The sequence below is a fragment of the Pseudomonas bijieensis genome, from assembly GCF_013347965.1.
Taxonomy (GTDB): Bacteria; Pseudomonadota; Gammaproteobacteria; order Pseudomonadales; family Pseudomonadaceae; genus Aquipseudomonas; species Aquipseudomonas bijieensis.
In genome coordinates this window covers 6,359,846-6,385,701 of the sequence record NZ_CP048810.1, presented here as the reverse complement: position 1 = coordinate 6,385,701, position 25,856 = coordinate 6,359,846, and the positions used below count along the sequence as shown (strand labels likewise).

At 62.1% G+C, this 25,856-nt stretch carries 22 protein-coding genes; 16 read left to right on the top strand and 6 right to left on the bottom strand.

The genetic code is table 11. From position 1 onward, the window contains the following. Window positions 1-84: 84 nt before the first annotated feature. Both hglS and GN234_RS28370 read left to right on the top strand, forming a co-directional pair. Window positions 85-1,461, top strand: a complete 1,377-nt coding sequence (hglS, locus tag GN234_RS28375; protein WP_176689415.1) for a 2-oxoadipate dioxygenase/decarboxylase HglS — start codon at window positions 85-87, stop codon at window positions 1,459-1,461. Between the two features lie 299 nt (window positions 1,462-1,760). Further along, entirely contained in the window at window positions 1,761-2,279 is a 519-nt protein-coding gene (locus GN234_RS28370) for an Hcp family type VI secretion system effector (RefSeq protein WP_116832952.1), read from the top strand. Between the two features lie 501 nt (window positions 2,280-2,780). Here GN234_RS28370 and GN234_RS28365 read toward each other — a convergent pair. The 6 genes from GN234_RS28365 to GN234_RS28340 all read right to left on the bottom strand — a co-directional run bounded on the left by GN234_RS28365 (window position 2,781) and on the right by GN234_RS28340 (window position 9,299). Continuing rightward, window positions 2,781-2,954, bottom strand: coding sequence for a hypothetical protein (locus tag GN234_RS28365; RefSeq protein WP_162893849.1), 174 nt, complete (start codon window positions 2,952-2,954; stop codon window positions 2,781-2,783). 30 nt (window positions 2,955-2,984) lie between these two features. Continuing rightward, window positions 2,985-3,227 (bottom strand): hypothetical protein, encoded by a 243-nt coding sequence (locus tag GN234_RS28360; protein WP_109754657.1) that lies wholly within the window; start codon window positions 3,225-3,227, stop codon window positions 2,985-2,987. A 65-nt stretch (window positions 3,228-3,292) separates the two neighbouring features. Beyond that, window positions 3,293-4,363: a lipocalin-like domain-containing protein gene (locus GN234_RS28355; RefSeq protein ID WP_176689414.1), complete on the bottom strand. Its 1,071-nt coding sequence runs from the start codon at window positions 4,361-4,363 to the stop codon at window positions 3,293-3,295. Continuing rightward, the gene (locus GN234_RS28350) at window positions 4,353-6,821 is read right to left on the bottom strand and encodes an ABC transporter permease (RefSeq protein WP_176689413.1); all 2,469 of its coding nucleotides are present in this window, start codon (window positions 6,819-6,821) and stop codon (window positions 4,353-4,355) included. The genes GN234_RS28355 and GN234_RS28350 overlap by 11 nt, the downstream gene beginning before the upstream one ends. Beyond that, window positions 6,821-7,489 (bottom strand): ABC transporter ATP-binding protein, encoded by a 669-nt coding sequence (locus tag GN234_RS28345; protein WP_109754654.1) that lies wholly within the window; start codon window positions 7,487-7,489, stop codon window positions 6,821-6,823. The genes GN234_RS28350 and GN234_RS28345 overlap by 1 nt, the downstream gene beginning before the upstream one ends. Window positions 7,490-7,601: 112 nt before the next feature. After that, on the bottom strand, window positions 7,602-9,299 hold the full coding sequence (locus GN234_RS28340) for a sulfatase-like hydrolase/transferase (protein ID WP_163857802.1): 1,698 nt from the start codon (window positions 9,297-9,299) through the stop codon (window positions 7,602-7,604). A 377-nt stretch (window positions 9,300-9,676) separates the two neighbouring features. Here GN234_RS28340 and GN234_RS28335 point away from each other — a divergent pair, with 377 nt between their 5' ends. The 14 genes from GN234_RS28335 (at window position 9,677) to GN234_RS28270 (ending at window position 25,853) form a co-directional block, all read left to right on the top strand. Further along, entirely contained in the window at window positions 9,677-11,041 is a 1,365-nt protein-coding gene (locus GN234_RS28335) for a UDP-glucose dehydrogenase family protein (protein ID WP_176689412.1), read from the top strand. Next, the gene (locus tag GN234_RS28330; RefSeq protein WP_109754651.1) at window positions 11,038-12,117 is read left to right on the top strand and encodes an NAD-dependent epimerase; all 1,080 of its coding nucleotides are present in this window, start codon (window positions 11,038-11,040) and stop codon (window positions 12,115-12,117) included. Before GN234_RS28335 ends, GN234_RS28330 begins: the two co-directional genes overlap by 4 nt. Continuing rightward, on the top strand, window positions 12,104-12,850 hold the full coding sequence (locus GN234_RS28325) for a sugar transferase (RefSeq protein WP_109754650.1): 747 nt from the start codon (window positions 12,104-12,106) through the stop codon (window positions 12,848-12,850). The genes GN234_RS28330 and GN234_RS28325 overlap by 14 nt, the downstream gene beginning before the upstream one ends. Then, entirely contained in the window at window positions 12,851-13,495 is a 645-nt protein-coding gene (locus tag GN234_RS28320; protein WP_163857796.1) for a CpsD/CapB family tyrosine-protein kinase, read from the top strand. Window positions 13,496-13,515: 20 nt separating this feature from the next. After that, complete coding sequence (locus tag GN234_RS28315; protein ID WP_163857794.1) at window positions 13,516-14,541, top strand: polysaccharide biosynthesis/export family protein; 1,026 nt, start codon at window positions 13,516-13,518, stop codon at window positions 14,539-14,541. A gap of 15 nt (window positions 14,542-14,556) precedes the next feature. Then, window positions 14,557-16,149: a GumC family protein gene (locus GN234_RS28310; RefSeq protein WP_163857792.1), complete on the top strand. Its 1,593-nt coding sequence runs from the start codon at window positions 14,557-14,559 to the stop codon at window positions 16,147-16,149. Further along, window positions 16,134-17,249: a glycosyltransferase family 4 protein gene (locus GN234_RS28305; RefSeq protein WP_411828778.1), complete on the top strand. Its 1,116-nt coding sequence runs from the start codon at window positions 16,134-16,136 to the stop codon at window positions 17,247-17,249. Before GN234_RS28310 ends, GN234_RS28305 begins: the two co-directional genes overlap by 16 nt. After that, window positions 17,246-18,616 (top strand): O-antigen ligase family protein, encoded by a 1,371-nt coding sequence (locus GN234_RS28300; RefSeq protein ID WP_176689410.1) that lies wholly within the window; start codon window positions 17,246-17,248, stop codon window positions 18,614-18,616. The genes GN234_RS28305 and GN234_RS28300 overlap by 4 nt, the downstream gene beginning before the upstream one ends. Further along, a complete protein-coding gene (locus GN234_RS28295; RefSeq protein WP_163857786.1) occupies window positions 18,613-19,581 on the top strand; it encodes a glycosyltransferase in 969 nt (322 codons plus the stop codon). Before GN234_RS28300 ends, GN234_RS28295 begins: the two co-directional genes overlap by 4 nt. Continuing rightward, on the top strand, window positions 19,574-20,710 hold the full coding sequence (locus GN234_RS28290) for a glycosyltransferase family 2 protein (RefSeq protein ID WP_163857782.1): 1,137 nt from the start codon (window positions 19,574-19,576) through the stop codon (window positions 20,708-20,710). The genes GN234_RS28295 and GN234_RS28290 overlap by 8 nt, the downstream gene beginning before the upstream one ends. Window positions 20,711-20,718: 8 nt before the next feature. Then, entirely contained in the window at window positions 20,719-21,735 is a 1,017-nt protein-coding gene (locus GN234_RS28285) for a polysaccharide deacetylase family protein (RefSeq protein WP_163857779.1), read from the top strand. Continuing rightward, complete coding sequence (locus tag GN234_RS28280) at window positions 21,732-23,036, top strand: oligosaccharide flippase family protein (RefSeq protein WP_109754641.1); 1,305 nt, start codon at window positions 21,732-21,734, stop codon at window positions 23,034-23,036. Before GN234_RS28285 ends, GN234_RS28280 begins: the two co-directional genes overlap by 4 nt. 235 nt (window positions 23,037-23,271) lie before the next feature. After that, complete coding sequence (locus GN234_RS28275) at window positions 23,272-25,167, top strand: hypothetical protein (protein ID WP_176689409.1); 1,896 nt, start codon at window positions 23,272-23,274, stop codon at window positions 25,165-25,167. Continuing rightward, complete coding sequence (locus GN234_RS28270; protein ID WP_176689408.1) at window positions 25,164-25,853, top strand: GNAT family N-acetyltransferase; 690 nt, start codon at window positions 25,164-25,166, stop codon at window positions 25,851-25,853. Before GN234_RS28275 ends, GN234_RS28270 begins: the two co-directional genes overlap by 4 nt. Window positions 25,854-25,856 lie beyond the last annotated feature (3 nt).

Sequence of the window (25,856 nt, the reverse complement as noted above, 5' to 3'; positions counted from 1 at the left end):
CTGAAGATTCTTCGTTTGCCGGGGCCGGCGAAGGCTGCGATCTTTCGTCCAACTTTCCCACAGCCCTCGCCAGGAATTCTCACGATGAGCTTCGTCAGCCCCGACCTGATCCGCCAACGCTTCTCCAGGGCGATGTCCGACATGTACCGCGACGAGGTGCCACTGTATGGTGCCCTGATGAAGCTGGTGGAGCACACCAACGCCCAGGTGCTGGCCGAAGACCCGGCCCTGGCCGCACACCTGCGCAGCACCGGCGAACTCGAACGCCTGGACCTGGAACGCCACGGCGCGATTCGCGTTGGCACCGCCGCCGAGCTGGCGACCCTGGGGCGTCTGTTCGCGGTCATGGGCATGCAGCCGGTGGGCTACTACGACCTTACGCCGGCCGGGGTGCCGGTGCATTCCACGGCCTTCCGCGCCGTGCACGAAAGCGCGTTGCAGGTCAGCCCGTTCCGGGTGTTTACCTCGCTGCTGCGCCTGGAACTGATCGAGAATGCCGAGCTTCGGGCCTTTGCCGAGTCGGTGCTGGCCAAACGGCAGATCTTCACCCCCAGCGCCCTTGAGCTCATTGACCTGGCCGAACGCCAGGGTGGCCTGACCGAGGCCCAGGCCGAGGACTTCGTCCTACAGGCCCTGGAAACCTTTCGCTGGCACCACAGCGCCACGGTCACCGCCGAACAGTACCGGCAATTGAGCGCCCAACATCGTTTGATCGCCGACGTGGTGGCGTTCAAGGGCCCGCACATCAACCACCTGACGCCGCGCACCCTGGACATCGACATCGTCCAGGCCCGGATGCCCGTGCATGGCATTACCCCCAAGGCCGTGATCGAAGGTCCACCCCGTCGTCAGTGCCCGATCCTGCTGCGCCAGACCAGTTTCAAGGCACTGGACGAACCCGTCGCCTTCACTGACCAATCACAGGCCCAAGGCAGCCACAGCGCCCGCTTCGGCGAAATCGAACAACGGGGCGCCGCGCTCACGCCCAAGGGCCGCGCGCTCTACGACCGATTGCTGAACGCCGCGCGGGATGCGCTGGGGGAGTTTCCCAACGAAGCCAACGCCGAACGCTACAACCGGCTGATGAGCGAACACTTTGTCGAATTCCCTGACAACCACGATGAGCTGCGCCGACAAGCATTGGCCTACTTTCGCTATTTCGTGACGCCCAAGGGCCTCGCCGCCAAGGGCACCCTCGGGCAAGCGGCGTCCCTGGAGCACTTGCTCGCGCAGCAATACCTGCGCGCCGAACCTTTGGTGTACGAGGATTTCCTGCCGGTCAGCGCTGCCGGTATTTTCCAGTCGAACCTCGGCGATGCCGCCCAGAGCCATTACGCCGGGCAGTCCAACCGCCAAGCCTTTGAAGAGGCGTTGGGGGGAGCGACCATCGATGAACTGGGGTTGTATGCGCAGACTCAACAGCGCTCTATCGATGAGTGCAGGGCCACATTGGGCTTGTAGGAACGAGCCGAAGGATAAAACGGCAAAAAGCTGCATGACCAGGCGTGTTGCGCAGCACGCCTACATCGGCCACTTTGCCTGGCTTTCGCGGTGTTTGCTCAGGCCACGAAGAGCTGCAACGCGCCGGGCAAACCTTTGTGCGCTTTCTTGTTTGGCTGAGGAAAATAATCGCCAATAATCTATTCAACTATTTGATATTTATAGTTTTTTTAAAAATGGCATAGCTCTTGATAATCGTCAGGCCACCTCGGGGCGATTCCCGTCCCAGGCCCATAGTTATCCAGGAAGGAGAGCATCCATTGGCTACCCCCGCGTACATGACCATCAAAGGCATCAAACAAGGTCTGATCACTGAAGGCGCGTTTACCGCTGACTCGGTTGGCAATATCTTTCAGGAAGGTCGTGAAGACAAAATCATGGTGCAAGGTTTCCAGCATCAGATGACCGTCCCACGCGATCCTCAATCCGGCCAGCCAACCGGCCAACGCGTTCATCAACCCCTCATCATCACCAAAGTATTCGACAAGGCCACGCCGTTGCTACTGGCGGCGCTGGCCAGTGGTGAGCGCATGGAAGAGGTCGTGATTCAATGGTTCCGGACATCCGCCTCGGGCACCCAGGAACACTACTTCACCACCACGCTGGAAGACGCGATCATCGTCGAGATCAAGGACTACATGTTCAACTGCCAGGACCCGGCGAATGCACACTTCACCCATCTGGAGGACGTGCATTTCGCGTATCGCAAGATCACTTGGACTCACGAAGTCAGCAATACCACGGGCTCCGATGACTGGCGTTCGCCCGTGGTCGGTTAAATCGGGAGCAGCCGTCCATGCATCGGCCAACTCCGCTGACTAATGTGCAGTTGAAAACAATCGATGGGGGTTGATTCAGGATGGTGTTCGCCCAGTGCGATGGCCTCGGCAATCCATGCACTGGTAAAGAGCCTGACACTGGGCGAACGGGCACAATAATAATCGAACTTTTAGAATATGTCCGTGAGCCTGTTTAAATAATTATTCATCGTTACAACTGTTCACAACTGAGCCCCCCCAGCCGCTTGTACAATTACAGTGCGCCGTGACGAGAGCACTTCCCACTCGGCTGGGTGGGCATCCCGCGCGCAACGGCCACTCGCCATAGAGCCCGACGGGAGCATGCATCCTCGCCAGGGGTTTGTGTTTGAATGGGCATTATGTATTAGCTGTACAAACAGTTATACAAAACGATGAATAAGTACAAACGTTATTCGCAACACGTCGTTGCAAGTTTAAACAGTCATTAAAAAAATCTTTTAATACCCCGTGTGACTCACTTCAGCCACGCCGACCGGTTTTCTGCGCATCGGTATCCCCTGCCTCAGGATCGCCGTGCTGTTGCTTGCGCTTGGCCGGGTCATTGGGCCGCAAGGCATCGTTATCGCGTTCCACTTCACCGGGCAACGCCGGCTCGTCGGGGTTCTGCGGCGTTTGGTCGGGGCTGTGCTTCATGGCGAACTCCTTGAATCCTTCAGGCTTGGATCACGCGTCGGGGTCGGCGACTTCTTCAGCGACGTTGGCGTCCGGGGAGCGTTGGTGCAGTTGCTCGGCCTTGGTCTTCAAGGCCTGCCACTGCGCCAGGTCGATGGCGCCCAGGCCGAACAGATCATTGGCCAGCCGCATCAGTTCGGTGAAGTGAGCGTCGGGGGACTGCTGCCAGTAGGCCTTGTCGTCGAACAATCGCTGCCAATCGGCCAGCGACGCAAGTTTGAGGTCATCGCTCATGACGGGCTCCTGCGAGACATTCATAAGCTATGAGGGGCGACGTTCGCGGGGAGTTCCAATGATTCTCAGTAGCCGGTCATTTCCAGGTAACCCGTGCCGCCCTGGTTGCCATGCAGTTGCACCGGTCCTTCCCAGTAGGGGATGCGCAAGTTCATCCAGGCATTGGGATTCAGCGCGTGGACAGTAATGTCGAGTTGCTTGCCGGGGATCTTGATGGCCCAGCCTACCGGCATCGAGCGCCCGGCGACCTTGGCGGTGTCCAGGGGCTGCAGGCTGATTTCCCCGGCGCGCAGGGTTTGCGCTTGGCCCTGGGCGTCGATCCAGGTGCCCGTGAGGTACGGCGCACCGTCCTTGTGGCGCATGCGGTAGAGCATCAGGTGCTCGCCGTTGTCCAGGTGCAAGGAGAACCAGTCCCAACCGGTCTGGTTGGCGGTCAGGGGCTGGCTGCTCCATTCGCGGTCGAGCCAGGCCGGGCCGCTGACCGCGTAACGCCGGCCGTCGATCTCCAATTCACCGCTGGCCTGGAAGAACGGCTGGCTGTAGTAGTACGACGCTTGCCCCTGTTCGGATTTCTGGCTGAAACCTTGATCGCCCTGCAACACCAGCGGCCGGCTCGATGTGAGCCGCAACGCATAGCTGAAGCGCGGGTCGCGAGCCTTCAACTGCATGTCCGCCAACGGCTCGGCCCCTGAAACCCGGGTGCCGAATTGCCAGTCGTCGATCCAGGCATCAAAGGGCACCGCCTGCACCCCGGCCTGCCCTACCCCACCTCGGGCATAACGCTCGGCGGCATGGTGCACGGTGGCGGATGTGACCGCAGCGTGACCGAGCCAGATCGTCTGGTTGCGCCAGCCGCTGGCCTGGGGCGCGGCATCCAAGGCACTGCGAAACAGCGTCCACTGCACACCGAAATCACGGCCCTGGGCATCCTTGAGATTGGCGGTGACGTACCACCACTCGACGCGAAAACCTTCATGAAGGCCATGATCGGTCGGAAAACTGAACAGCCGCCCCGGCACAACCGGCGTGAACGCGACAGCCTGGTCGCCGAGGCCGGCAAAGCCCTTTTGCGCCGGCGCCGAGTCATCACAACCGCTGAGCAACGCCAGCAACAACACGCAGACACTAATCCTCATGGGCAAAGGTCCTCAGCAAATCCGCCGGCTGCGTGCGGTACAACGCGTACAGCGGCCAGGCCGATGCCAGTAGCGTGGCGAGCATCGCCAAGGCCAGCAACTGCACCAATTGCAACGGGAACACCCGCAGCGGCAGGCGCCAACCGAAGGCCTGCACGTTGATCACCGCGTCCAGGCACCAGGCCAGGGCGATGCCCAGCGGCAACGCCAGGACCAAGGTCAACAGCGCCAGCAACCAGGTCTGGCCGAGGTTGAGCAACATCAACTGCCGGCGCGTCACGCCCAGCGCCCATAGCGGCGCCAACTGACCGAGGCGACTCTGGCTCTGGGTCAGCAGGCTGATGAACAACGCCACCCCGGCCACCGCCAGGGTCAGGCTGTTGAGGGCGGCGGTGGCGGCGAAGGTGCGTTCGAACACCTGGGTCGACCAACCCTTGAGCCGGGCTTGATCGACGATGCGGCTGTCATCCAGGCTGAAGCGGCCTTGCAACGCTGTCAGTAGCGCCGGGATCGCGGGCGGATCGATACGCAGGTTGAAACGGTTCGGTGTCAGGTTCGGCCAGTGCGCCAGCAAGTGATCGGCATTGACCAGCACATGCCCCTTGGGATTGCCGTAGTCGGCGTAGATCCCGACGATGCGCAGCAACCATGGCCCTTGCGGCGTCGGCAGGGTCAACTGATCGCCGATGCTCACCTTGAGGCGTCGGGCCAGTTGCTCGCTGAGCATGAGGGTATCGGCGGCCGCCAGTTGCTCCCACGGTTTGTCGCCGGCCGATTCCAGCAGCGGCCAGTGCTGGCGATAGTGGGGATGATCGATGATGCCGTGGATATCCGTCGGCCAGCCCTGCAACGGGACCGAGATTTGCCAGAGGGGAACGACGGCAGTGATCGCCGGTTGCTGCTTGAGCCAGGCGTGCAGTTCGTTCGCCTGGGCCGGGGTTTGCGGATTGATGTACAACTCGGCGGTCAGCCGTTGTTCGAGCCAGTTACTGAAGGTCTGGCGGAAACCGGCGGTCATGCTGCCGGCACCGATGTTCGCCGCCAGCGCCAGCAACAACGCCATCAACGCCAGGCTCAACGTCGGTAATTGCTGGCGGCAATCGGCGAGAAACCATTGTCCGAGTACCGAGCGGCTGCGACGCGACAACAGGTTCAGAGCGCTGTTGAGCAACACCGGCAAGGCCAGCGCCGCCCCCAATAGCAAGGCCGTCATCAAGACAAAACCGCTGGCCAGATTATCGCCCCAGATCAACGCCGACGCAGCGATCACCCCGGCCAGTGTCGCCACCCAACCCTGGCGTCGCAACCAGCGCGCATGAGCCTGATGCCAGGCCTGGGGATTGGCCAGCGCCAGCAAGGGCAGACGCGCGGCCCGCAGCAAACTGTCGGCCCCGGCTAGCAGCGCACCGAGCAGGCTCAGGCCGACGCCGCTGAGCCACCACCACGGGCTGAGGTTCAACTGCCCGGGCACTTCAGCACCGTACAAGCCCCGCAGACTTCCCGCGACATCGGGCAACAAGAGGCTCGCCAGCCAATAGCCGCTGAGCACCCCGGCGATGCCCCCCAGCAACGCCAGCGCCCCCAGCTCGAAGACCAGGCTGGTGATCAGCACCCGCGCACTGACGCCACAGGCCCGCAGGGTTCGCAGTAAGCCACGACGCTGTTCCAGGGCCAGGCCAATGGCAGCGTGGACAATGAACAGCCCCACCACAAAGGATAAAAATCCCAGGGCGTCGAGGTTCAAGTGAAAGCTTTCGGTCAGACGCGACAGATTGTTTTCTTCATCGGCGCGCTTGAGTTGCAACCGACCGTTGAATGCCTCCGGCAACGCCGCACTGAACGTGGCGGGCAACAGCAATCGCGACAGCTGCTCCGGCAACCCGAGCACCTGCTGGGCAAAACCAATGTCCATCAACAGCACGCCCGGCGCCATGTCCACTTGGGCGTGCAGCGGCGGCAGGGATCGCCCATCGACCGTCTGGGGCCGATCACCCTCGCCCATGCCCAAGGCTTGCAACGTCTGCGGGGCGATCCAGGTGCGGCCGGGATCGCTGAAAAACGCCACCACCTCGGTCATCTCCCGCGCCTGCCCCACCAGCGCCGCACCAGGGGGCAGCGACACCGGATCGATCCCCATCAATTGCAGGCGCTGCTCCTCGTGGCCCTCGAGCATCACTCGCGCCTGCAACACCGGCGACACCGGCCAGCCCTGGCGCCGCAGATCGACAAACCATTGCTGAGCAAACGTGCCGCCGCCGGGTGCACTGAGGCTGGCCTGGGGTTCGCCGCCAATCAGTTGGCTGGCCCGGGCGTAGCTGTCCCGGGCCTGACTGTTCAGCGCTTGCACGCCGGTTAGCAGACTGGTGGCGAGCCAGAGCCCGGTCAATACGCTGAAAAACTGCACCGGGTGCTGGCGCCAGTGACTGAGCAACGCCTTGAGGGTCTGCCGAAAGATCATCAACCCTGGGCCACTTCAGCCAGGCGACCGCGCTGCAACACCACCCGATGGGCCAGGCGCGCCGCCACCCGGGGGCTGTGGGTCACCATCAGCAGGCTGGTGGAGCTGCCATCCAGCAGTTCCAGCAGCAGTTGCAGCACTTCGTCGCTGGTGGTTTCGTCGAGGCTGCCGGTAGGTTCGTCGGCCAGTAACAGGGGCGGTCGCGAGGCCAGCGCCCGCCCCAGCGCGACCCGTTGCTGCTGCCCGCCGGAAAGCTGTTCCGGATAACGCCGCAGCAAGTCTGCAAGCCCGAGCCGCTGCACCAGATGGGCCTGCCAGACAGGATCATAGCGCCCGCACAGACGCGCCTGGAACGCCAGATTGTCCTCCACCGACAGGCTGCTGATGAGGTTGAACTGCTGAAACACCAGACCGATTTCCGTACGCCGCCAGTTCGCCAGCTGGCTTTCGCTCATGCCGTCGAGTCGGTATTGGCCACTGCGGATACTGCCGCCATCGACCTTGTCCAGCCCGGCGACCAGATGCAACAAGGTGCTTTTGCCGCTGCCGGACTCTCCCATCAGCGCCAGACTGCTGCCGGGCGGCAATGTCAGGTCGATGCCTTGCAACACCGGCAACGGGCCCTGGGGAGTGACGTAGCTTTTGAAGACTTCGCGCACTTCAAGCATGGAAAGGCTCGATGGATAAACATGAGGCTCAGGATAGCGGAGCTTGCCCGCGAGGGCATCGGCACATCCAATATCGATGCACTATCGCGAGCAAGCTCAGCTCCCACAGGGATCACTGCCCCGCCGCCATCTGCGCTTGCGTCGGCCCCGGTGTGACGATGTGGTTCAGGTCGATGTGTTTCCATTCAGGCACAGCCCCCAACCGTGCATTGAAGCGGTAGTTGAAGGTGAAGGCGTCGTCGGTCGGCTGGCTCAGGGACTTGCCATAGATTGCTTCAATCCCGGCCGGCTCGTACCCCATCAACTGCAACAGCGTCGGGAAGATGTTGTAGTGGCTGGAACGGTCTTTGTTCTGCGCCCAAGCTTGCTGCCAATCCAGGGTGTGCGACTGCGCGCCCTCTATCACCACCAGCGGCACCAGCCCCTCTTCCGCCACCGGGTCGCCGTCGCAATGGGTGTTGAGCCCCGGGTTGCCGCGCTCGTGCAGGTCCTGGCCGTGATCGGAGGTGTAGATCAATACGGCACGACTCAAATCAGCCTGCTGGAAGATTCGTTTGAAGAACTCACCGACATTCCACAGCAACGTGTTCTGGTAGGCGTTGCGGTACAACACCCAGTCGTCCTTCTGGCCATTGAAGCCGTCACGCAGGCCGGTGTCGGACACTTCCTGGAACAGCCCTCGCGGCAAGGCCGGGCGGTAGTTCATGAAGTCGTCAGGGTATTTGTCGTGCACAGGGAAATGCGCGCCCACCTTATTGATCAGCACCAGCTCGGCGTGGTCATCGCCCAGCAACTCGATCAACTTCGCCGCCGCCGCCATGTCACGGTCGCGCACGCTGACCTGGTCGAATTGGATGAATTCGTCGATGTCCTGTTTCTCAAGGTCGGTCATCAGGTTCTGCAGGTTGCCTCCGGTGCGTTGGGCATCGATGTAGACGGTGCGCAACCCAGCCTTTTTAGCGTACTGCCAGATCGACGGCAGGGTGCTGTTGATACGTATGTAGTCGGCGCGAGTACCGCCGTAACGCAGGGTGATATTCGTGTCGGCGCTGCAATTGGCGATGGAGGCCGCGTAACCGAAATTGATGACCTCCACGCCCGAAGGTGGCATTTTCAGGCTGGTGTACACACCGAACGGCGCGTTGATGTCCAGGTAGTTGCCGGCGACGCTTTCATCGATGATCAGCACAATGTCATGCTCGATGACCGAAGTTAGCCGCGCAATGCGCACCGGTTCCCGAGGACCCACGATGTTGTGCAGGGCCTCATAGATGAACAGGTTCAAATAGGCCAACGGCGTGTACATCACCGGCAGCCCGCGCGCGCCCTCGCCCGCCCGCATGAACAACACAGCACTGAGCAACAGCACGCCAAGCAATGGCGCAGCAACTGGCAGAAAGCCTGGCAACGGTAGCCGTCGGCGAGGCTTGAGTCCGATCCCCAACAACAGCAACACACCAGCGGCCGCCGCCCTGATGATCACTTCGCGGTACTGATAGGCCGCCTCCTGGATGAACCCACCGGAGTACACCAGCGACACGAACTGGCTGTAGGTCAGGTAGCTGTCGGTGACCCGGGTGTACACCTCGAAGAACACCGCCGAGGCAAACATCACCAGCGCGAACAGATGCCGCACCAGGGCCGGGCGGATGTACGCGCTCATCCACAACGCCACCACCAACACCACGAACATCGCGCTGTACAACAGCGTGGGGAAACCAAAACCCAGCGCCTGCAGACGATCAAGGTAATAGTCGTACCCCCGCACCAGATACAGCACCAACAGCAGTTCCTTGAGGTATCGGGCCATGTCGATTTCGACTCTATCGCGACGTTGGAAAGGGGTTCGTTTTCTGCACACTAGCAGGGGGTTTCCAAAGTGCAAGAAAGGGATGAACGTCGCACGCGTCAAAAAAAAGTTACCCCAAAAATGACACGAAAACACGTCACAAAATGTAAAAACCTATGGATTACTACCGTTTATCGCTTTGTCAAATTCCCGTGAAGCCCAATAAAACAGCCACTTTTCTAAGACACTCAATAACTTGATATCAAAAGGCCCGACTCCACTTGAATTGCCAACAGTGACAACTGTCATTTTGCTGACACGCTTTCCTGAAGCTGCGCTATACCCCTCTAAACAGTTTCATCCGAGTTACATCATTCGGCCTGCGAGGCGCGCCAAAAATGGACGTGAGCGTATTTGGTACGGGGTATGTCGGGCTGATCCAGGCGGCCGCAATGGCCGACGTCGGACACCGCGTTTTGTGCATCGATATCGACCTGAACAAGATCCGGCAACTGCAACAAGCCGTACCGACCATCAGCGAACCGGGGCTGTCCAGTTTGCTCGAAGACAACATCAAGTCCGGACGCTTGTCGTTCAGTTCTCAGGCCAGCGACGCGGTCAACCATGGCGAGCTGATTTTCATCGCCGTCGGCACCCCCGCCGATGAAGACGGCTCCGCCGATCTCAGCCATGTATTGAGCGTCACCCGGCAAATCGCCGACTTCATGGACAGTGACCGCACCCTGATCATCAAGTCGACGGTGCCGGTGGGCACGGCCGACAAAGTGGCCGAATGCGCGCGCCAGGTCCTGGAGCGCCGGGGCCTGAAAAAACTTGCCGTGCGCGTGGTCTCCAACCCCGAATTTCTCAAGGAAGGCAGCGCCCTGGTCGATTGCATGCGCCCGGACCGGATCATCGTCGGCACCGCCGACCCGCTGGCCCGCGACCAGATGACCGAGCTCTACGCGCCCTTTTGCCGCAACCACGAAAAACTGATGTTCATGGACAACCGCAGCGCCGAACTGACCAAGTACGCCGCCAATGCCATGCTCGCCACCCGCATCAGCTTCATGAACGAACTGGCCAACCTCACCGAACGGCTCGGCGCCGACATCGAGGCGGTGCGCAAGGGCATCGGTTCGGACCCGCGCATCGGCTACCACTTCATCTACCCCGGCTGCGGCTTTGGCGGCTCGTGCTTTCCCAAGGACCTGCGCGCCCTGCTGCACACCGCCGAACAGAGCGGCATGCCGCTGCGCCTGCTGCGCAGCGTCACCGACGTCAACGACAGCCAGCGGCACATCCTCTTCGAGAAACTGGCGAAGCAATTCCAGGATGGCCTGGCGGGCAAGTCGATTGCCATCTGGGGCTTGGCGTTCAAACCCAACACCGATGACATGCGCGAAGCCCCCAGCCGCTACCTGATGGAAGCGCTGTGGCGCGAAGGCGCCCGGGTCCAGGCCTATGACCCGGAAGCCATGTCCGAATGCCGCCGCCTCTACGGCTATCGCAAAGACCTGAACCTCTGCGCCACCCGCGACGACACCCTGGAAGACGCCGATGCACTGGTGATTTGCACCGAGTGGAAGAATTTTCGCGTAGTGGACTTCGACCTGCTGGCCAGCAAGTTGCGCGCCCGGGTGATCATCGATGGTCGCAACCTGTACAACCCCGAACACCTGGCCGCCGCCGGGCTGTTGTATCGCGGCATCGGTCTGCGGCACACCGTGCCGGGCACCCCGGCGTCAGGGCCACAAGCGTGAACATCCTGGTCACCGGCGCAGCCGGCTTCATCGGCGCCCACGTTGTGCTGCGACTGCTGCGCGACGGCCATCGAGTATGCGGGCTGGACAATTTCAACGACTACTACGACCCGCAGCTCAAGCACGACCGCGTGACCTGGGTGAACGATCAGGCCGGCGAATTCCCCCTGGCGCGGATCGACCTGGCCGACGCGCCGGCCATCGACGAGCTGTTCCAGGCCCGACGCCCCGACGCAGTGATTCATCTCGCGGCCCAGGCGGGTGTGCGCTACTCCCTGGAAAACCCGCAGGCCTATGTCGACAGCAACATCACCGGATTCCTGAACATCCTGGAAAGCTGCCGCCGCTATCCGGTCAGGCACCTGATCTACGCCTCCTCAAGTTCCGTGTACGGCGCCAACCCGCGCACGCCTTATTCGGTGCAGGACAACGTCGATCATCCGCTGTCACTGTACGCGGCCAGCAAAAAAGCCAACGAGCTCATGGCCCACAGCTACAGCCACCTGTTCGGTATTCCTTGCACCGGCCTGCGGTTCTTCACGGTGTACGGCCCTTGGGGTCGGCCGGACATGTCACCGATCCAGTTTGCCCGCGCCATCATCGAAGACCGTGTGCTGCAACTGTTCAATCACGGCGAACACCAACGCGACTTCACCTACATCGACGACATCGTCGAAAGCATCGCCCGCCTGATCGAACATGCGCCCCAGGTCACGCCCTTGCTGGATCACGAACAACCGGGCCCGGCCACCAGCCGCGCGCCCTGGCGGATCTACAACATCGGCGGACAGCACCCGGTGGCGCTGCGCACCTATGTCGCGCTGCTGGAAAAACACCTGGGACGCACCGCACGCGTCGAGCTGCTGCCCCTGCAAGCAGGCGATGTGCTCAACACCTGCGCCGATGCCAGCGACCTGGCAAAGACCACCGGTTTCAAACCGTGCATCGAACTGGACGACGGCCTGGGCCGTTTCATCCAGTGGTTTCTCGATTACTACGCACGGCCTGCCCACGCGCCGCTCGCGGCTGAACACTTGCGGCCCAACCTCAGCGGAGGAATCCATGACCCGACATGAGCAAGTCATCGAGATCAACGCCCCTGGACGCGACAAGCGTGTCGACCCCGACCACCGCAGGCGCTTGGACGCGGCCATCCACCGCCAGGGCCGTGGTTGGTTGACCGGTCGCGACGGCGGTCGGCCCTGGACGGTCTCGCGCACCAACCGCGTAGTGGCCAGCCTCGGCGCCCTGGCGATCCTGCTGGTGTTCTGTCCACTGCTGCTGGGCCTGGCGCTGCTGGTCAAGTTCTCCAGCCCCGGCCCCGTGCTGTTCGTGCAGAAGCGCACCGGTTATCGCGGCCGGGTCTTCGGCATGTACAAGTTCCGCACCATGGTCGCCGATGCCGAGGCCCTCAAGGAGTCGCTGCGCCACCTCAACAAACACGGCGCCGATGCCATCGATTTCAAGATCGACAACGACCCGCGCATCACGCCCATCGGCCGGTTCCTGCGCCGCAGCAGCCTCGACGAACTGCCGAACCTGATCAACGTAGTGACCGGCGACATGCGCCTGGTGGGCCCGCGGCCGACCTCGTTCAACGCCTATCGCTACAAGGACAATCACCTTGTGCGCCTGAGCATCTACCCCGGCATGACCGGTCTGTGGCAGATCTCCGGGCGCAGCAATATCGACTTCGACCAGCGCGTGGAATTGGACCTCAGCTATATCGCTGAACAAAGCCTGTGGCTGGACTTGAAGATCCTGATGCTTACCCCCTTCAAAGTTTTCAGCGGCCACGGAGCGAGTTAAATGGACGGTTCAACGAATATCCTGACCATAGCCAGCCCGAGCGAGACCAACCTGACCTCGACCGTGCTTGACCCGGATCTGCGGATCCTTCTCATGACAGCCGCCAACATCGGCACCGGCACGAGCACCAGCGCCATGGCGCTCGCCGCTCAACTGGCGCAGATGAGCAACGGACGGGTGTTGCTGGTGGATGCGAGCCAGTCGCCGCACAACCTCAGCCACCAACTGTTGCTGCAAAAAGAGCGCGGTTTCAGCGACCTGCTGTTCAACACCCTCGCCCCACCGCTGTTGCAGGACTGCGTGGTGCAGGTTTCCAGCCTGCCCTTCGACGTGCTGCCCAATGGCCGCCTGGGGCATAACGCCGACCGCCTGAGCCCCGAGCGACTGCGTCCATTGTTCAGGCAACTGGCGGCGCAGTACCGCTTCGTGGTGATCGACGCCGACGCGGTGTATTCGGCCAGCGACACACTGGTCATCAGCACCCAGGTGGACGGCGTGGTGCTGGTGGTGCGTGGTGAGGATACCCGCTGGGAAGTGGCCCAAGCCGCCCGGCAACGCTTGGTCCAGGCGGGCGCGAAGGTAGTCGGCAGCGTGTTCAACCGACGCAAGTACTACATGCCCAAATGGCTCTACAACAACCTGTAAGCCCGCAAAAGGATGACGAGATGAACGCCAGAATGCTTGTCCTGCTGTTGCTGCCGCTTGCCGGTTGCTCCAGCACCACCGATACCCGTTCGATGCCGGTGCAGATCCTCACGGCCGCGCCAGCCAACGCCCAAGCCACCGACATGCCCAGGGTCGAACAGACCCTGAGACCCCAGGACGTGCTGGATGTGATTTTTCACATCGACACCACCTCTTCCCAGGCTTACCGCGTGCAACCGGGCGACCAGGTTGCCCTGAACTTCACCGCTGCCAGCCAACTCAACGGCACGCAACAGGTGATGCCCGACGGCAGTATCGAACTGCCGGGCGCCAACACCTCGGTGAAAGTCTCCGGCCTGACCACCGAAGAGGCGCGCCTGGCGGTGCAGCAGGCCTACAACCAGAAGATGCTGTTCCAGCCCAATCGCAACCAATTGACCGTAATGGTGACCAGCCCGCTGTCCGGCGAGACGAACCTGCGTAACACCTTGACCCACCCTGCCACCGGCATGAGCCGGGAAATCATCGTGGGCCGGGATGGCTACGCCAGCTTCCCGGAAATCGGTGCCGTCCCGTTGCAAGGCATGACCGTCACCCAGCTGGAGACCTTCCTCAATGAGCGCTATGCCCAGCTACCCGGCCACATGACCGTGGATGTGCTGCTCAAGTCCACCGGTGGTAACGAGATCTATGTCCTCGGTGAAGTGGCTCAACCCGGTTCCTACCCTATCCGCCGGCCGATCTCCGTTCTCGAGGCGCTGACCCTGGCCCGGGGCACGAACGTCAAGGCAAGGCTCGACTCGGTGGTGATCATGCGGCGCAACGGCAATCAGGTTGAGGCCCGCCACTACGACGTGGAGAAGGCCCTGAGCGGCGACGCCTCGCAGATCGCCTACCTGCAACCGGAAGACATGCTTTTCGTGCCCAAGACCGGCCTGGCCAAAGCCGGTGAAATGGCCCGGCAACTGGCCGATGTGGTGCTGTTCCAGGGCATTGGCGTCAGCCTCGGCTACGACCTCGACAACAAAAGCAGCGACAGAAACTGACCCAGGTGATCGATCATGAACCCCAAGGAAAACTATCTGCACGAGTTCTTCAGGATCTTCTTCGCCAACAAGCAGTGGGTGAAGCGCGTCTTCCTGATTTTTGCCGTGATCGCCCTGGTGCTGCCGTTGATGCTCAAGCAGAGTTTCGATATCACCGCCCAAGTGATCGTCCAGTCGAAAAAGCTCTCCCAAGGCGACGCCACGACTTCGCTGAACCAGGAAAACGCGACGTTCGTTCCACCGTCCCTGGCGGACATGGAAACCGAGAGCAACATCCTGCGCTCGCCGGCGTTGATTCGCGAAACCATCAAGACCCTGCGCGACCAGGGCGAGTACACCCCGAGCCCGGGCATCCTCAACAAGTGGGTGAGCGAACCACTCAAGCGCTACGTCACCCAGCCGTTGCGTGAGTACGTCATCAATCCGCTGCGCGACGGCTTGGGGCTCGAGGTCGATCCGGTACGCGACACCGTGCTCGATACGCTGACCGACGAGGCCATTGACAACCTGAAGATCGAGACCTTGCCCGGCTCCAACGTCATCTCCATCGTCTACAGCTTCGGCGACCCGGCCCAGGGCACTCGGTTCGTGGCGCAACTGCTGGAAAACTACCTCACCGGTCGCCAGGACCTGCAATCGATAGAGTTGCCCCAGACGTTCTACGAGCAGAAAAAAGTCCAGTACCAGACTCGCCTTGACGGTTTGGAGGGTAACCGCCTGACGCTGCTTGAAGGCGTCGGCTCATCCGATCCCAAGGAAGAAATCACTTTTCGCTTGAATGCGATCAACACCGAGGAGCAGGCCCTGAACCTGTACCAGGACCGCCTGCTGCAAGGCCAACGCTGGCTGGATTACCTCAAGACCAGCCTGGCGGCGGCGAACAGCTCGCGATTCAACGACTACACCTTCCCGTTCACCTTCACCACCACCGTGGACAACGTTGCCTTCGACGATCGGGAAATCAGGCAAATGGGCGAGCAATTGACCAGCCAGGTCAGCCGCTACATGAACGACCTGGCGATCTTCCAACCCGGCAGCGAACCGATGTTGCTGGCTCGCGAGCAGATCGTGCGCACCCGCCAGCAATTTCTCAAAGTGGTGAACAACCGCATCCAGGAACGCACCACCGACCTGGCGGTGGTCAGCTCGGTGATCAAACAGAAAATCGAACGTATCGCCGCCTTCAAGGAACGCATCCACCAACTTCAGGAAACCCAGAGCAAGCTGCGGCAGATGGACACCGAAATCAACGCCCTGCATGCGGCATTCTCCACCTATGCCCAGCGGTTCGCCGAAGCCAGCTCTACTCGCTCGCTGGACAACGACCTGTCCAACGCCCGGGTCCTGAGCCCGCCGTTCGAACCGACCACCCCGGCCTTTCCCAAGCCGATGCTGATTATTGTCTTCGGCATGTTCTGTGGCCTGCTGCTGGCGATCGCCCTGGTCTATGTGCGTGAGTTCTTCGACCATCGCTTCAAGCATCCGGCGCAAATCGGCCACCAATTGGATCTACCGGTGCTGCTGGTGATCAACGAGCAGTCGCCCGAGCAGGTCAACCCGCACCGCAACTGGAGCGTGCCCAGCCTTGTCCATTGGGTGAAAAATTGAACGCGCCGTTCAGCCAGTCCCAACGCAGCCTCCCCCTGTCGATCATTCATCTGCTCGGCAGCGGTGGCTTCTATGGGGCCGAGCGGATGCTGCTCGATCATTGCGTGGCGACACCCGGCCAGCATCAGGTGCTGTTCCTGGGGGCGCCGCCGACCTTGATCACGCGGTTCCGCCAGGCTGGGATCGACTGCCACCACTGCGCTAGTTGGCCCGAACTGTTGCAGCATCTGCGGCAACGGCGCGCCGAGCGCCCGCTGATCAATACGCACAACTTCAAGGGCCTGGTGTTCGGCTGGGCCGCAGCGACCCTGTTGCACCTGCCGCTGGTGATCACCCAGCACGGTTTCACGCCACGCAGCCCCAAACAACGTTTCTATACGTGGTTGAGCCTGCAACTATGCCGCACCGCGCCAGTCAAGCGAGTGGTGTGCGTGGCTGAGTGCATCGCGGCGCTGCACCGCCAGGCCAGCGTGAACGCGGAAAAACTCGACGTGATCCCCAACGGCCTGCCGGCCGTCACGACGCTGCTGCCTCATCGCGACGACAGGCAACGCTGGCGGGTCGGCTACGTCGGCCGCTTGAGCAGCGAGAAAGGCCCGGACCTGTTCCTCGATGCGATGATCCCGTTGTGTCAGCGCCATGCGTCGCTGCACGCGGTCATGCTCGGTGATGGCCCGGAACGCCAGCCCTTGCTCAAGCGCATCGTTGACGCCAATCTGCCCACGCGCATCGAATTGCCCGGTTATCAGACGGACATGAACGACTGGTGGAGCCGCCTCGATGCACTGGTGATCAGTTCACGCACTGAAGGTACGCCAATGATCCTGCTCGAAGCCATGCAGGCCGGCGTGCCCGTGGTAGCGTTCGGCGTCGGTGGCATTCCCGATGTCTTGCAGGACCGTCACAACGGCCTGCTCGCCACGCCAGCCGACAGCGAGGAACTGGCCCGCCAGATCGAAACGCTGTTCAGCGAACCGCCCCTGGCGCGGATCCTCGCCGACAACGCGCGCCGCACCCAACGCGACCGCTACGACCTGCGCACGCTGGCCGAACGCTGGTCGCAACTCTATATCCGCACGGCGCGGGAGGCTCGGCCATGATTGTCCCGCTCTCGATCGTCAGTCTGCTGGGGCTGGTGTGCCTGGCATTGCTGGCCAGTCCTTATCCGTTTCTTGCTCCGGGTGCGGTGCTTGGGCTGGTGGGCGTCGCCATGCTGTACCGCAAGCCCGGCTGGGGTTTGCTGGGCATTGCCGCACTGCTGCCGCTCGAACGCCTGTTCAAGGACAACGCGTTTTCCGGCAGCAAATTCCTCGGCGTGGCGCTGATCCTGATCCTGATGCTGCAGCTGGCCTTGCATCAGATCCCTGCGACGCGCTTGCGTAGCAACATCTGGAAGCCGTTGCTCGGCTTCATGGTGTTGTATGGCCTGAGCCTGTTGATCTCGGAAAACATGGAGCAGTCCCTGATGCATCTGCGTGAACTCGCAGTAGGGCTGATTCTGTTCGTGATCACGTTGTTGATCGGTCGCGAGCTGAACCTGGAGATGTTCGCCCGGCTGATGACAGTGAGCGTCGCCACGACCTGCGTGCTCGCGATGTTTTCAGCCAAATACCAGGATCAGGGGCGCGCCTCGGGTTTGCTGGAAGACCCGAACGCCTTTGCGCTGTTGATTGCGTTTACCATACCGCTGGCATTGCTGTTGACCATACGCAGCCAGAACCTGCTGCACCGGTTGTTCTGGGCTGGCGGTGTCATCCTGTTGTTGGGTGGAATGACCAAGACCGAATCGCGCTCAGGACTGGTCGTGCTGCTGCTCACTCTGATGATCGGGTTGTATCACTATCGGGCGCAGCTACCACGCGTGCGTCCCCGGCACCTCGGGTTCGCGATGCTCGGCCTGGCACTCATGGTCCCGGCGACAATCGCCTTGATGCCTGCCGGCTACGTGGCACGCATCCAGACATTGAGCATCCTCAGCTCCGGCACCAACGACCACAAGGACGGATCCTTGGGGCGCCGCGCCTCGTACATTGTGGTGGGCAGCCAGATGATCCGCGAGAAGCCGATACTCGGTTCAGGCCCCGGGACGTTTCCGGAGCACTACGCCCCCACCGGCTACGCCAAGGCGTTCTCGGCCAATCGCAAACGGGGGGATCTGTACCGCGAGGCCCATAACACCTACCTGGAAATCTTCAGTGAAATCGGCGTACCAGCCGGCTTGATGTTTGTCGGCATGATTGGGCTGGGCCTCTACAACCTGGTGCGCACGCGCCAACTCTGGCTCCAGCGTCGGGACTGGGCCCAGGCAGACCTGTTGACGCACCTGGGCATGAGTTTCCTGTCGCTGGCGCTGTTCCTGATGTTCCTCAGCGCGCCGAACCACAAGTTACTGTGGATCATGCTCGCCTTGACCAGCATATTGCGCTACGACGCCGAACAGGCCGCGCCGCGGGAGGCCCGTTCATGAGCCGCATCAGTATCGTCATTCCGATGTACAACGAGGCCCGGCATATCGCCCGCACGCTGCTCGCCGCACAACGCGCCGCCAATGCCGCCAACCTTGCGTGCGAGTTGATCGTGGTCGACAACGGCTCGCAGGATCAGGGCCCGGAGATTGCCCGGCAGTTCGGTGCGCAGGTCCTGGTGATTCCAGGCGTGCCGATCGGTGCCCTGCGCAATCGCGGAGCGCAGGTTGCCACCGGTGAATGGCTGGCCTTCATCGACGCCGACATCGAAATGCCCGAGGACTGGCTGACGCATTTGCTGGCGTTGGAGACCGCAGACATCGCCGACGTCTTCGGCCTGGATCTGTACACCCCCGCGCAGGCCCCCTGGTACGCCACGGCCTGGCATCGGCGGACCTCGCTCCCCTCGCGACATACCGTGCAGCGCGTGGATTGGCTGCCAACCGCCAACCTGCTGATGCGCCGCCATTGGTTCGACAGGACCGGCGGGTTCAACGAGACGCTGCGCACCGGTGAGGACAAAGACTTGACCCTGCGCCAGACGGCCAAGGGCGCACGATTACTGTCGGTCAATGAATACACCGCCCTGCACTGGGGCTACGAAATGAACTGGCGCGAGTGGATGGGCAAGGAATTGTGGCGCCAGGGCAGTCTGGTGCAGTTGCTGCGTACCAATGGCTTGAGCCTGCGCCTGTTGCGCTTCCCGATGTTGGCCGTGCTCGTCTGGCTGCTGGACTTCCTGGCGATCTGCGCGCTGGCCACTGGCGCTCCTCAATATGCACTCATGATGGGGCTGTTGACGACCGTGCCGGGGTTGGTGCTGAGCTTGAACCAGAGCCACAAGCACCGTAACCCGTGCCTGACCCTGCAGCTCTGGGGCCTGCACTGGGTGCGCCTGCACCTGGCCGGCGTCGCGCTCATCCTCAGCCTTTGTCATTGGAAAGCAAGGAGGCCTGCCCGTGGCTGAGTTCATTTTCTGGTTGTGCCTGTTACTGCCGGTGTACGCCTACCTGGGTTACCCATTGCTGCTGACGCTCGCCGGGCCATTTTTTCCCAGGCTCAGGCCTGAGCCTCTGCCTGCGCAACGGGTCAGTGTGATCGTTGCCGCGCACAACGAACAACGCAATATCGAGAACAAACTGCGCAATCTGCTGGCCCAGGACTATCAGGCCGCCAGCCTGCAGATCGTTGTCGCCAGCGACGGCTCCACCGATCAGACCGTGGCCCTGGCGCGCAACTTCGAAGATCCGCGCATCGAGGTGCTCGACCTGCCGCGCCAAGGCAAGAACAGCGTGCTCAACGTCGCGGTCAGTCATTGCACGGGCGATATCCTGGTGTTTACCGATGCTGATGTCCACTGGCTCGACGGCACGCTTGAACGCCTGCTGGCGCCGTTTTCCGATCCAGGGGTCGGCGGTACTGTCGGCAATATGAACATTCCCGTCCCGGGCTCAGGCCTGAGCGTGGGCGAAAGCCTGTACCGTCACTACGAAGCCTGGCTACGCCGAGTGGAAAGTCGCACCGGTTGCACGGTCTCGGCCGATGGTGCGCTGCAGGCGTTGCGCCGCGAGCTGTACCAACCGATTCCAGCCATGGTCAACGACGATTTTTTTATCAACACCTGCGCACCGGTCACCGGCAAACGCGTCGTCTACGTCGACGACGCCAAGGTGCTCGATCAAGGCGTGGACGAAGCCGACCGACAGTTCAGCCGCCGCCAGCGCGTCACCGTCGGCGGCCTGATCAGCCTGGCGGCCCGGCGTGAGCTACTCAACCCGCTGTGCCATGGCCTGTACGCCATCGCATTGATTAGCCACAAGCTGATCCGCCGGCTGGCGCCGGTGCTGTTGCTACCCCTGCTGGTGGCCAACCTCTGGCTGCTCGATGAGCATGGTTTCTATCGCCTGACCCTGTCTGCCCAGCTACTCGGCTACACCTTCGCACTGGCCGGCCTGCTGGACGTGCGTCATCGCTTGCCCAGACCGTTTCGGCTCGCCGCGTTTGTGCTGGTGAGCCTGGCCGGCATGGTCGTCGGCCTGTGGCAGTTCTTGCGCGGGCATAGCTACAACCAATGGAATCCCGATCAGACTCGATGAGGCCTGACATGCCGATCAATACCCGTATCAAGACCACAATCAAGCGTACCGGCGGCTGGCTGTACCTGAACACGTCCCTGGGTCGTCACGCATTAAGTGGCGCCGGCATCATCCTGATGTTGCACCGGGTACTGAACAACGACCGCGCCGCCGAATTGCCTCATCGCAACGAGCTGTGCGTGGGGCCCGAAGCGTTCGAACATTTGTTGATCTGGTTGCAGCAATACTTTGAATGCGTGCCATTGATGACCTTATTGCTGGCCGACCCTGAAAGCATTCCGAACCGTCCCCGGGTGGCCCTGACCTTCGACGACGGCTGGCGCGACAACGCCATGAACGCCTTTCCTCTGCTGCGCCAGTACCAAATGCCGGCGAGCATTTTCCTCTCCACCGACTTCGTCGGCAGTCGCCAGCATTTCTGGTGGGAGAGCATCGGCGAAACCTTGTGGGGCAGCCATGGGCAGGTGGCGCGGCGCTCGCTGATCGAGCATTTGCAGCACGCCGGTCGGCCGTTGCCGGTGTTGCTCGACGACATCGACGACGAGCGCCGCAGCCTGGCGCTGATGCATTTCCTGCAGAGCCTCAAGAGCCTCGATCCACGCACCTTGAGCGACCTCACCGACGCCTGCCCGCAGGGCTCCCAACCCCAAGCCCTGGACTGGTCCCAGGTACGCATGCTCGAAGATTCCGGACTGGTGCGTTTCGGTCCCCACGGCGCCAGCCACGCGATCCTGACCGGGCTGGACGACCAGCGCCTGCATGAAGAACTGTCCCGCAGTTGGACGGCCCTGGAAAATGGCTGTGCCCAACCCTTGCCGGTGTATTGCTACCCCAACGGGGACAATGACGCCCGTGTGCGCGAGCAGGTGGCGGCCCACGGTTTTCCGTTCGCGCTGGGCACCGAGGCCGGACTGTATCGCCATGACGGCGACCCCCTGAACCTGCCACGTTTCGGCGTCAGCCAACGCAACGCCTGTCACCCCGAGTTATTGGCCTGGCGTATTCGCCGAGGAGTCCGCTCATGAACCGTGCACGTTACCTCAGGCTCTTGGTGATGAGCATGGGCACGAGCCTGGCGATGATCGGCCTGCGCCTGTTGCGCAACGTGTTGCTGGCACGGATCCTCGGGCCCAGCGAACGCGGGCTGTTGGCGCTGCTCAGCACCCTGCCGGACCTGATCAGTGCCACCACCAGTGGGGGCCTGAATTCCGCCGTCGGTTATCAGGCTGCGCAGCATCGCTCGATGAGCCTGTTGCTCAGCCACGTGCTGGTCTTCGGTTGTCTGTTGGCTGGGTTGCTGACGCTGCTGGTGGTGGCGCTGGTGCGTGAGTTCGGCGCCGAACTGGACGTCACCACGCAACTGGGACTGCTGGCCTGGCTGCTGTTGCTGGCCGTGCCGCTGGCGGCGCTCAAGACCGGCCTGCTGACGCTGCACAACGCCTCCGGCGGCGTCGGCGTGTTCAACGCCTTGCGGCTGATGGAATCTTTGGTCCCGCTGTTGCTGTTCGTGGCGCTGTTCTGGATGTGGAAAGACACGGCGCTGGAAGCGGCGCTGATCAGCTGGCTGGCGGGCCTGAGCCTGGTGGTGCTGGTGGGTTGGATGTGGTTGCGTCGCGATCACGCGGTCACCCTGCGCTGGGATCGCGCCGGCCAGACCGAACTGTTGCGTTACGGTGTCCGCAGTCATCCGGACCTTTTGTTCCAGCAACTGATGACGCGTTCGGATTACCTGTTCATCGGCGCGCTGTTGGGCAGCACGGCGCTAGGGCACTACGCCATGGCCAGCGCGGCGGCCGAACTGCTGCATATCGTGCCGGAAGCGGTCACCACGCCACTGATGAAACGCCTGCTGCAGCAGGACAGCGACATGAAGCGCCTGACCCCGCTGGCCTTGCGCCTGACAGCCACGGCCATGCTGGGCGCCTGCCTGGGGATGGTCCTGGTCGGCGAATGGCTGATCGTCACCCTGTTCGGCATCGCCTATCAGCCGGCGTACCCGGCCCTGCTGGCGCTGCTGCCAGGGGTGTTCGGGTTGTGCTATGCGAGCATCCTGCGCCTGGACCTGCTGGGCAAGAACCGCCCCGGCACCGTTTCGCTGCTGATGGGCGGGGGGGCGCTGTTGAACCTGGCGTTGAACCTGATTTTGATCCCGCGCTACGGCATCGTCGGCGCTGCCGCCGCGTCCTCGACCGCCTACCTGGGTGTCACCCTGGCAATGCTTGTCATGTATTGCCGCCTCAGCGGCGTGGCGCTGTGGCAGACGCTGATCATCCTGCCCAGCGATTTGCTGCCAATGCGTCAGATGCTGCTGGGGAAATCCGCGTGAATACCGTTGTCGGCAAAACCGCCATCGCGAGCAGGCTCGCTCCCACAGGGTCCGGTGCCGGACAGAACACCTGTGTCCACCCCTTTGTGGAGCGAGCCTGCTCGCGAAAGCGGTGGGTCGGTTAGCGGCGATGTTGAGGCAGAAGGCCTCTTCGCGAGCAGGCTCGCTCCCACAGTGGAAGATCGGCGCGTGCCTATGTCTTCTCGCGTTGGCAACTTCGGTCCACGGCGCGTCCATGCAATGGACCGGTATCCGTGACGGCAGCCTGTACCTGCAAACCGACCGCCAGGACGCTGTCACCGTGCGCTGGGTGCCCGCCTGGCAAGCCGAAGCCAATACCGAACACCTGTATCTGCTCGACGGCCAGGGACGATTGGCGGGTGAGCGCCTGATCAAGGCCGACCAGGTGCGTGGAGAGCAACAATGGCCCCTGCTGCCCGGCACCGCCAGTTATCGGCTGGAAATTCCCGGCTACAGTTTCCGGCGCTATAGCGTTGAGCACGACGTGCGCACCCGCGCCCTGTTTGCCCCGGCCAAGGTGCATTTCAGTGCTGAAACCCACGATGGCGATGAGCTGTATTTCAAAGTGGCAGCCGGCGAACAGGCGGTGCTGGCCGGCAAGTTCCACGGCGGCGTACGTGCGCTGCAAGTCCGGCGAGTCGCGGACGGCAAGCAGTTGCAACTGAATCTCAAGCCACAACGGGCCTATTGGCAATTCGACCAGGTGACCCTGCCGGTGGCGGACGTGGACCAAATCTGGCGCCTGCATCTGCAAGGCAACGGCAAGGTCGCGTTCTGGTTGGACGGCACCGCCAACCTGTTCGCCCAAGACCCGGCGCACCTGCAACCGGTGCGCCAGGATCCGGGGCAGACTCACCTGAAACTGTACGACGAGGCGCTCGGCACGACCCCCAAGCTGGGCACGGCCCTACCCTACGAGTTATTGCCGCCGTCCACCTACGCCGTGCTCGACGCGCTCAAACCCCAGGCGGCAACCCTTTACAGCTTCGTCGATATCACCGCGGCCAGGGCCACTTATGAAGATGCCTTCCGACGCTTGTACCAGGACCGCTTCGCCATCAGCCAAAACATCACCCTGTTGGCCCGCAGCCAGCGCCAGGTAGAGCTAAAGGACGACCGGACCAGTCACAGCGGCTTGCAAGCCTGGCTCACTGCGACCCGTGCTTTGGGCGGCAATGGCCTCCATTACCTCAGTTTTGCCGATGAGCCGAACCTCAATTACCCCGACTTCGCCAGTTTCCAGCAACTGTTCCAGAGCATGGCTGCCCAAGTCCGCGCCGATCCCGCCAACGCACGTGCCGGTGTCCGCATCGCCATGCCGGCCAGCTCCCAGTTCACCAACGGCCCCTTCATTGAAAATGCCGCTGACAAGCGCGGGATCGACTGGGCACGGCGCCTGCTGGCGACGTCCGACGACCAGATCGACGCCCTGGCCTGGCATGAATGGATGATCCGCGACCTGCTGGCGACCCGGGTCTACCGCGACAGTGTCCGTCAGGCCGCCAACCTGGTGGGACTGGACAGCCAAGGTCGGCCGCGCAAAGCCTTGCTGTTGGACCAGACCAACATGTCCGCCGGTTCGAGCCTGAGCCCTTACGACCAGGAAACCCACTACGCCGCCCTCTGGTGGACGTCGGTGGTCATTAACGCCTCGGCCGACGGCTGGCTGGACATGCTCAACTGGTTCATGGCCGCCGACGAACCGGAGTATCCCAAAGGCATGGTGCGGGTGCTGGACGATCAGCACTTCGAGCTCAAGCCCGTGGGCCTGGCCCAGCAGTTCATTCAACAGCATTGGCTCGACCAAGTGCTGCGCCTGGACAACGACGCCTTTGAAGTCGACGCCCTGGCCATGGCCACCGGGAAGCAACGCAGTCTGCTGGGCGTGAACAAAAGCACGCGGGCCCATCGGGTCAGCCTCGACGGCACGATCTGCCCTCAACCTGGCATGACCCTAGTGTATTTCGGCCCGGACAACCGCAGCCAAAGCGCTCCGCTCGATTGCAAGGCCGGCCAGGTCGGTTTTCTCCTGCCAGGGGAAACCGTGTTCGCCCTCAGTTGGACCGCTCTCCTCCCCCCCAAACCTGCCACTCGTCAGGAGGCACCATGAACGCTCTGCAAACATTGCGTGATCGCATTCAGAAAAAAGGTCTGCGCGCCGTTCTAAAGCAGCTATGCAGACGCTACGTATTTTCCCACACCCGACTGGTGTGGCTGGAGCACGATATACGGACCCCGCTCCCCCCACACAACCTCAAGCCCTACCCACCGATGCGCCTGGAGTTCATCACCGTCGCCAATGCCGATGCTTTTGCCCGGCACTTCGGCGACCGCGTCAAAACCATGCGTGAGCTGGCGGCCGAAGGCTACACAGGCTTGATGTATCTGGATGATCAGGACGACACCGTGGGGTTCGCCTGGGCCAGTACACGGGACTATTTCGACCGCCATTTCTATCACTGCAACTTTCCGATCAAGCCTGGCGAATACTTTCAGTTCGGTGGCGAGGCGATCCGTGAATACTGGGGTTCCAGAATATCGGCGGACATGCAGTTGGAGGTATGGAAAGTCATGGCGGACCATGGTTGCAACACCATGGTCGATGTTTGCGATTTGCAAAACATCCAGGCGATCAAGATGCATATTCGCATGGGCTTCCAGGAGCGCGGGCAGATCACCCACCTGTACCACTTGCTCGGTCGCTGGCGGTTTCTGCGAAATACGTCTTACACCGGCACGGTACTGGACGCTTTTCGTAAACCGGCCCGGCCGGCGGCCTCGACTTCGGCGGCCTGATCC

What these genes read in the sequence shown, in the direction of transcription:
- GN234_RS28350 (WP_176689413.1), bottom strand. Translation starts at nt 6,821, where the DNA reads ATGATCTTTCGGCAGACCCTCAAGGCGTTGCTCAGTCACTGGCGCCAG.
- GN234_RS28325 (WP_109754650.1), top strand. Translation starts at nt 12,104, where the DNA reads ATGACCCGACATGAGCAAGTCATCGAGATCAACGCCCCTGGACGCGAC.
- GN234_RS28280 (WP_109754641.1), top strand. Translation starts at nt 21,732, where the DNA reads ATGAACCGTGCACGTTACCTCAGGCTCTTGGTGATGAGCATGGGCACG.
- GN234_RS28285 (WP_163857779.1), top strand. Translation starts at nt 20,719, where the DNA reads ATGCCGATCAATACCCGTATCAAGACCACAATCAAGCGTACCGGCGGC.
- GN234_RS28365 (WP_162893849.1), bottom strand. Translation starts at nt 2,954, where the DNA reads ATGAAGCACAGCCCCGACCAAACGCCGCAGAACCCCGACGAGCCGGCG.
- GN234_RS28275 (WP_176689409.1), top strand. Translation starts at nt 23,272, where the DNA reads ATGCAATGGACCGGTATCCGTGACGGCAGCCTGTACCTGCAAACCGAC.
- GN234_RS28310 (WP_163857792.1), top strand. Translation starts at nt 14,557, where the DNA reads ATGAACCCCAAGGAAAACTATCTGCACGAGTTCTTCAGGATCTTCTTC.
- GN234_RS28295 (WP_163857786.1), top strand. Translation starts at nt 18,613, where the DNA reads ATGAGCCGCATCAGTATCGTCATTCCGATGTACAACGAGGCCCGGCAT.
- hglS (WP_176689415.1), top strand. Translation starts at nt 85, where the DNA reads ATGAGCTTCGTCAGCCCCGACCTGATCCGCCAACGCTTCTCCAGGGCG.
- GN234_RS28345 (WP_109754654.1), bottom strand. Translation starts at nt 7,489, where the DNA reads ATGCTTGAAGTGCGCGAAGTCTTCAAAAGCTACGTCACTCCCCAGGGC.
- GN234_RS28340 (WP_163857802.1), bottom strand. Translation starts at nt 9,299, where the DNA reads ATGGCCCGATACCTCAAGGAACTGCTGTTGGTGCTGTATCTGGTGCGG.
- GN234_RS28320 (WP_163857796.1), top strand. Translation starts at nt 12,851, where the DNA reads ATGGACGGTTCAACGAATATCCTGACCATAGCCAGCCCGAGCGAGACC.
- GN234_RS28360 (WP_109754657.1), bottom strand. Translation starts at nt 3,227, where the DNA reads ATGAGCGATGACCTCAAACTTGCGTCGCTGGCCGATTGGCAGCGATTG.
- GN234_RS28300 (WP_176689410.1), top strand. Translation starts at nt 17,246, where the DNA reads ATGATTGTCCCGCTCTCGATCGTCAGTCTGCTGGGGCTGGTGTGCCTG.
- GN234_RS28315 (WP_163857794.1), top strand. Translation starts at nt 13,516, where the DNA reads ATGAACGCCAGAATGCTTGTCCTGCTGTTGCTGCCGCTTGCCGGTTGC.
- GN234_RS28355 (WP_176689414.1), bottom strand. Translation starts at nt 4,363, where the DNA reads ATGAGGATTAGTGTCTGCGTGTTGTTGCTGGCGTTGCTCAGCGGTTGT.
- GN234_RS28335 (WP_176689412.1), top strand. Translation starts at nt 9,677, where the DNA reads ATGGACGTGAGCGTATTTGGTACGGGGTATGTCGGGCTGATCCAGGCG.
- GN234_RS28270 (WP_176689408.1), top strand. Translation starts at nt 25,164, where the DNA reads ATGAACGCTCTGCAAACATTGCGTGATCGCATTCAGAAAAAAGGTCTG.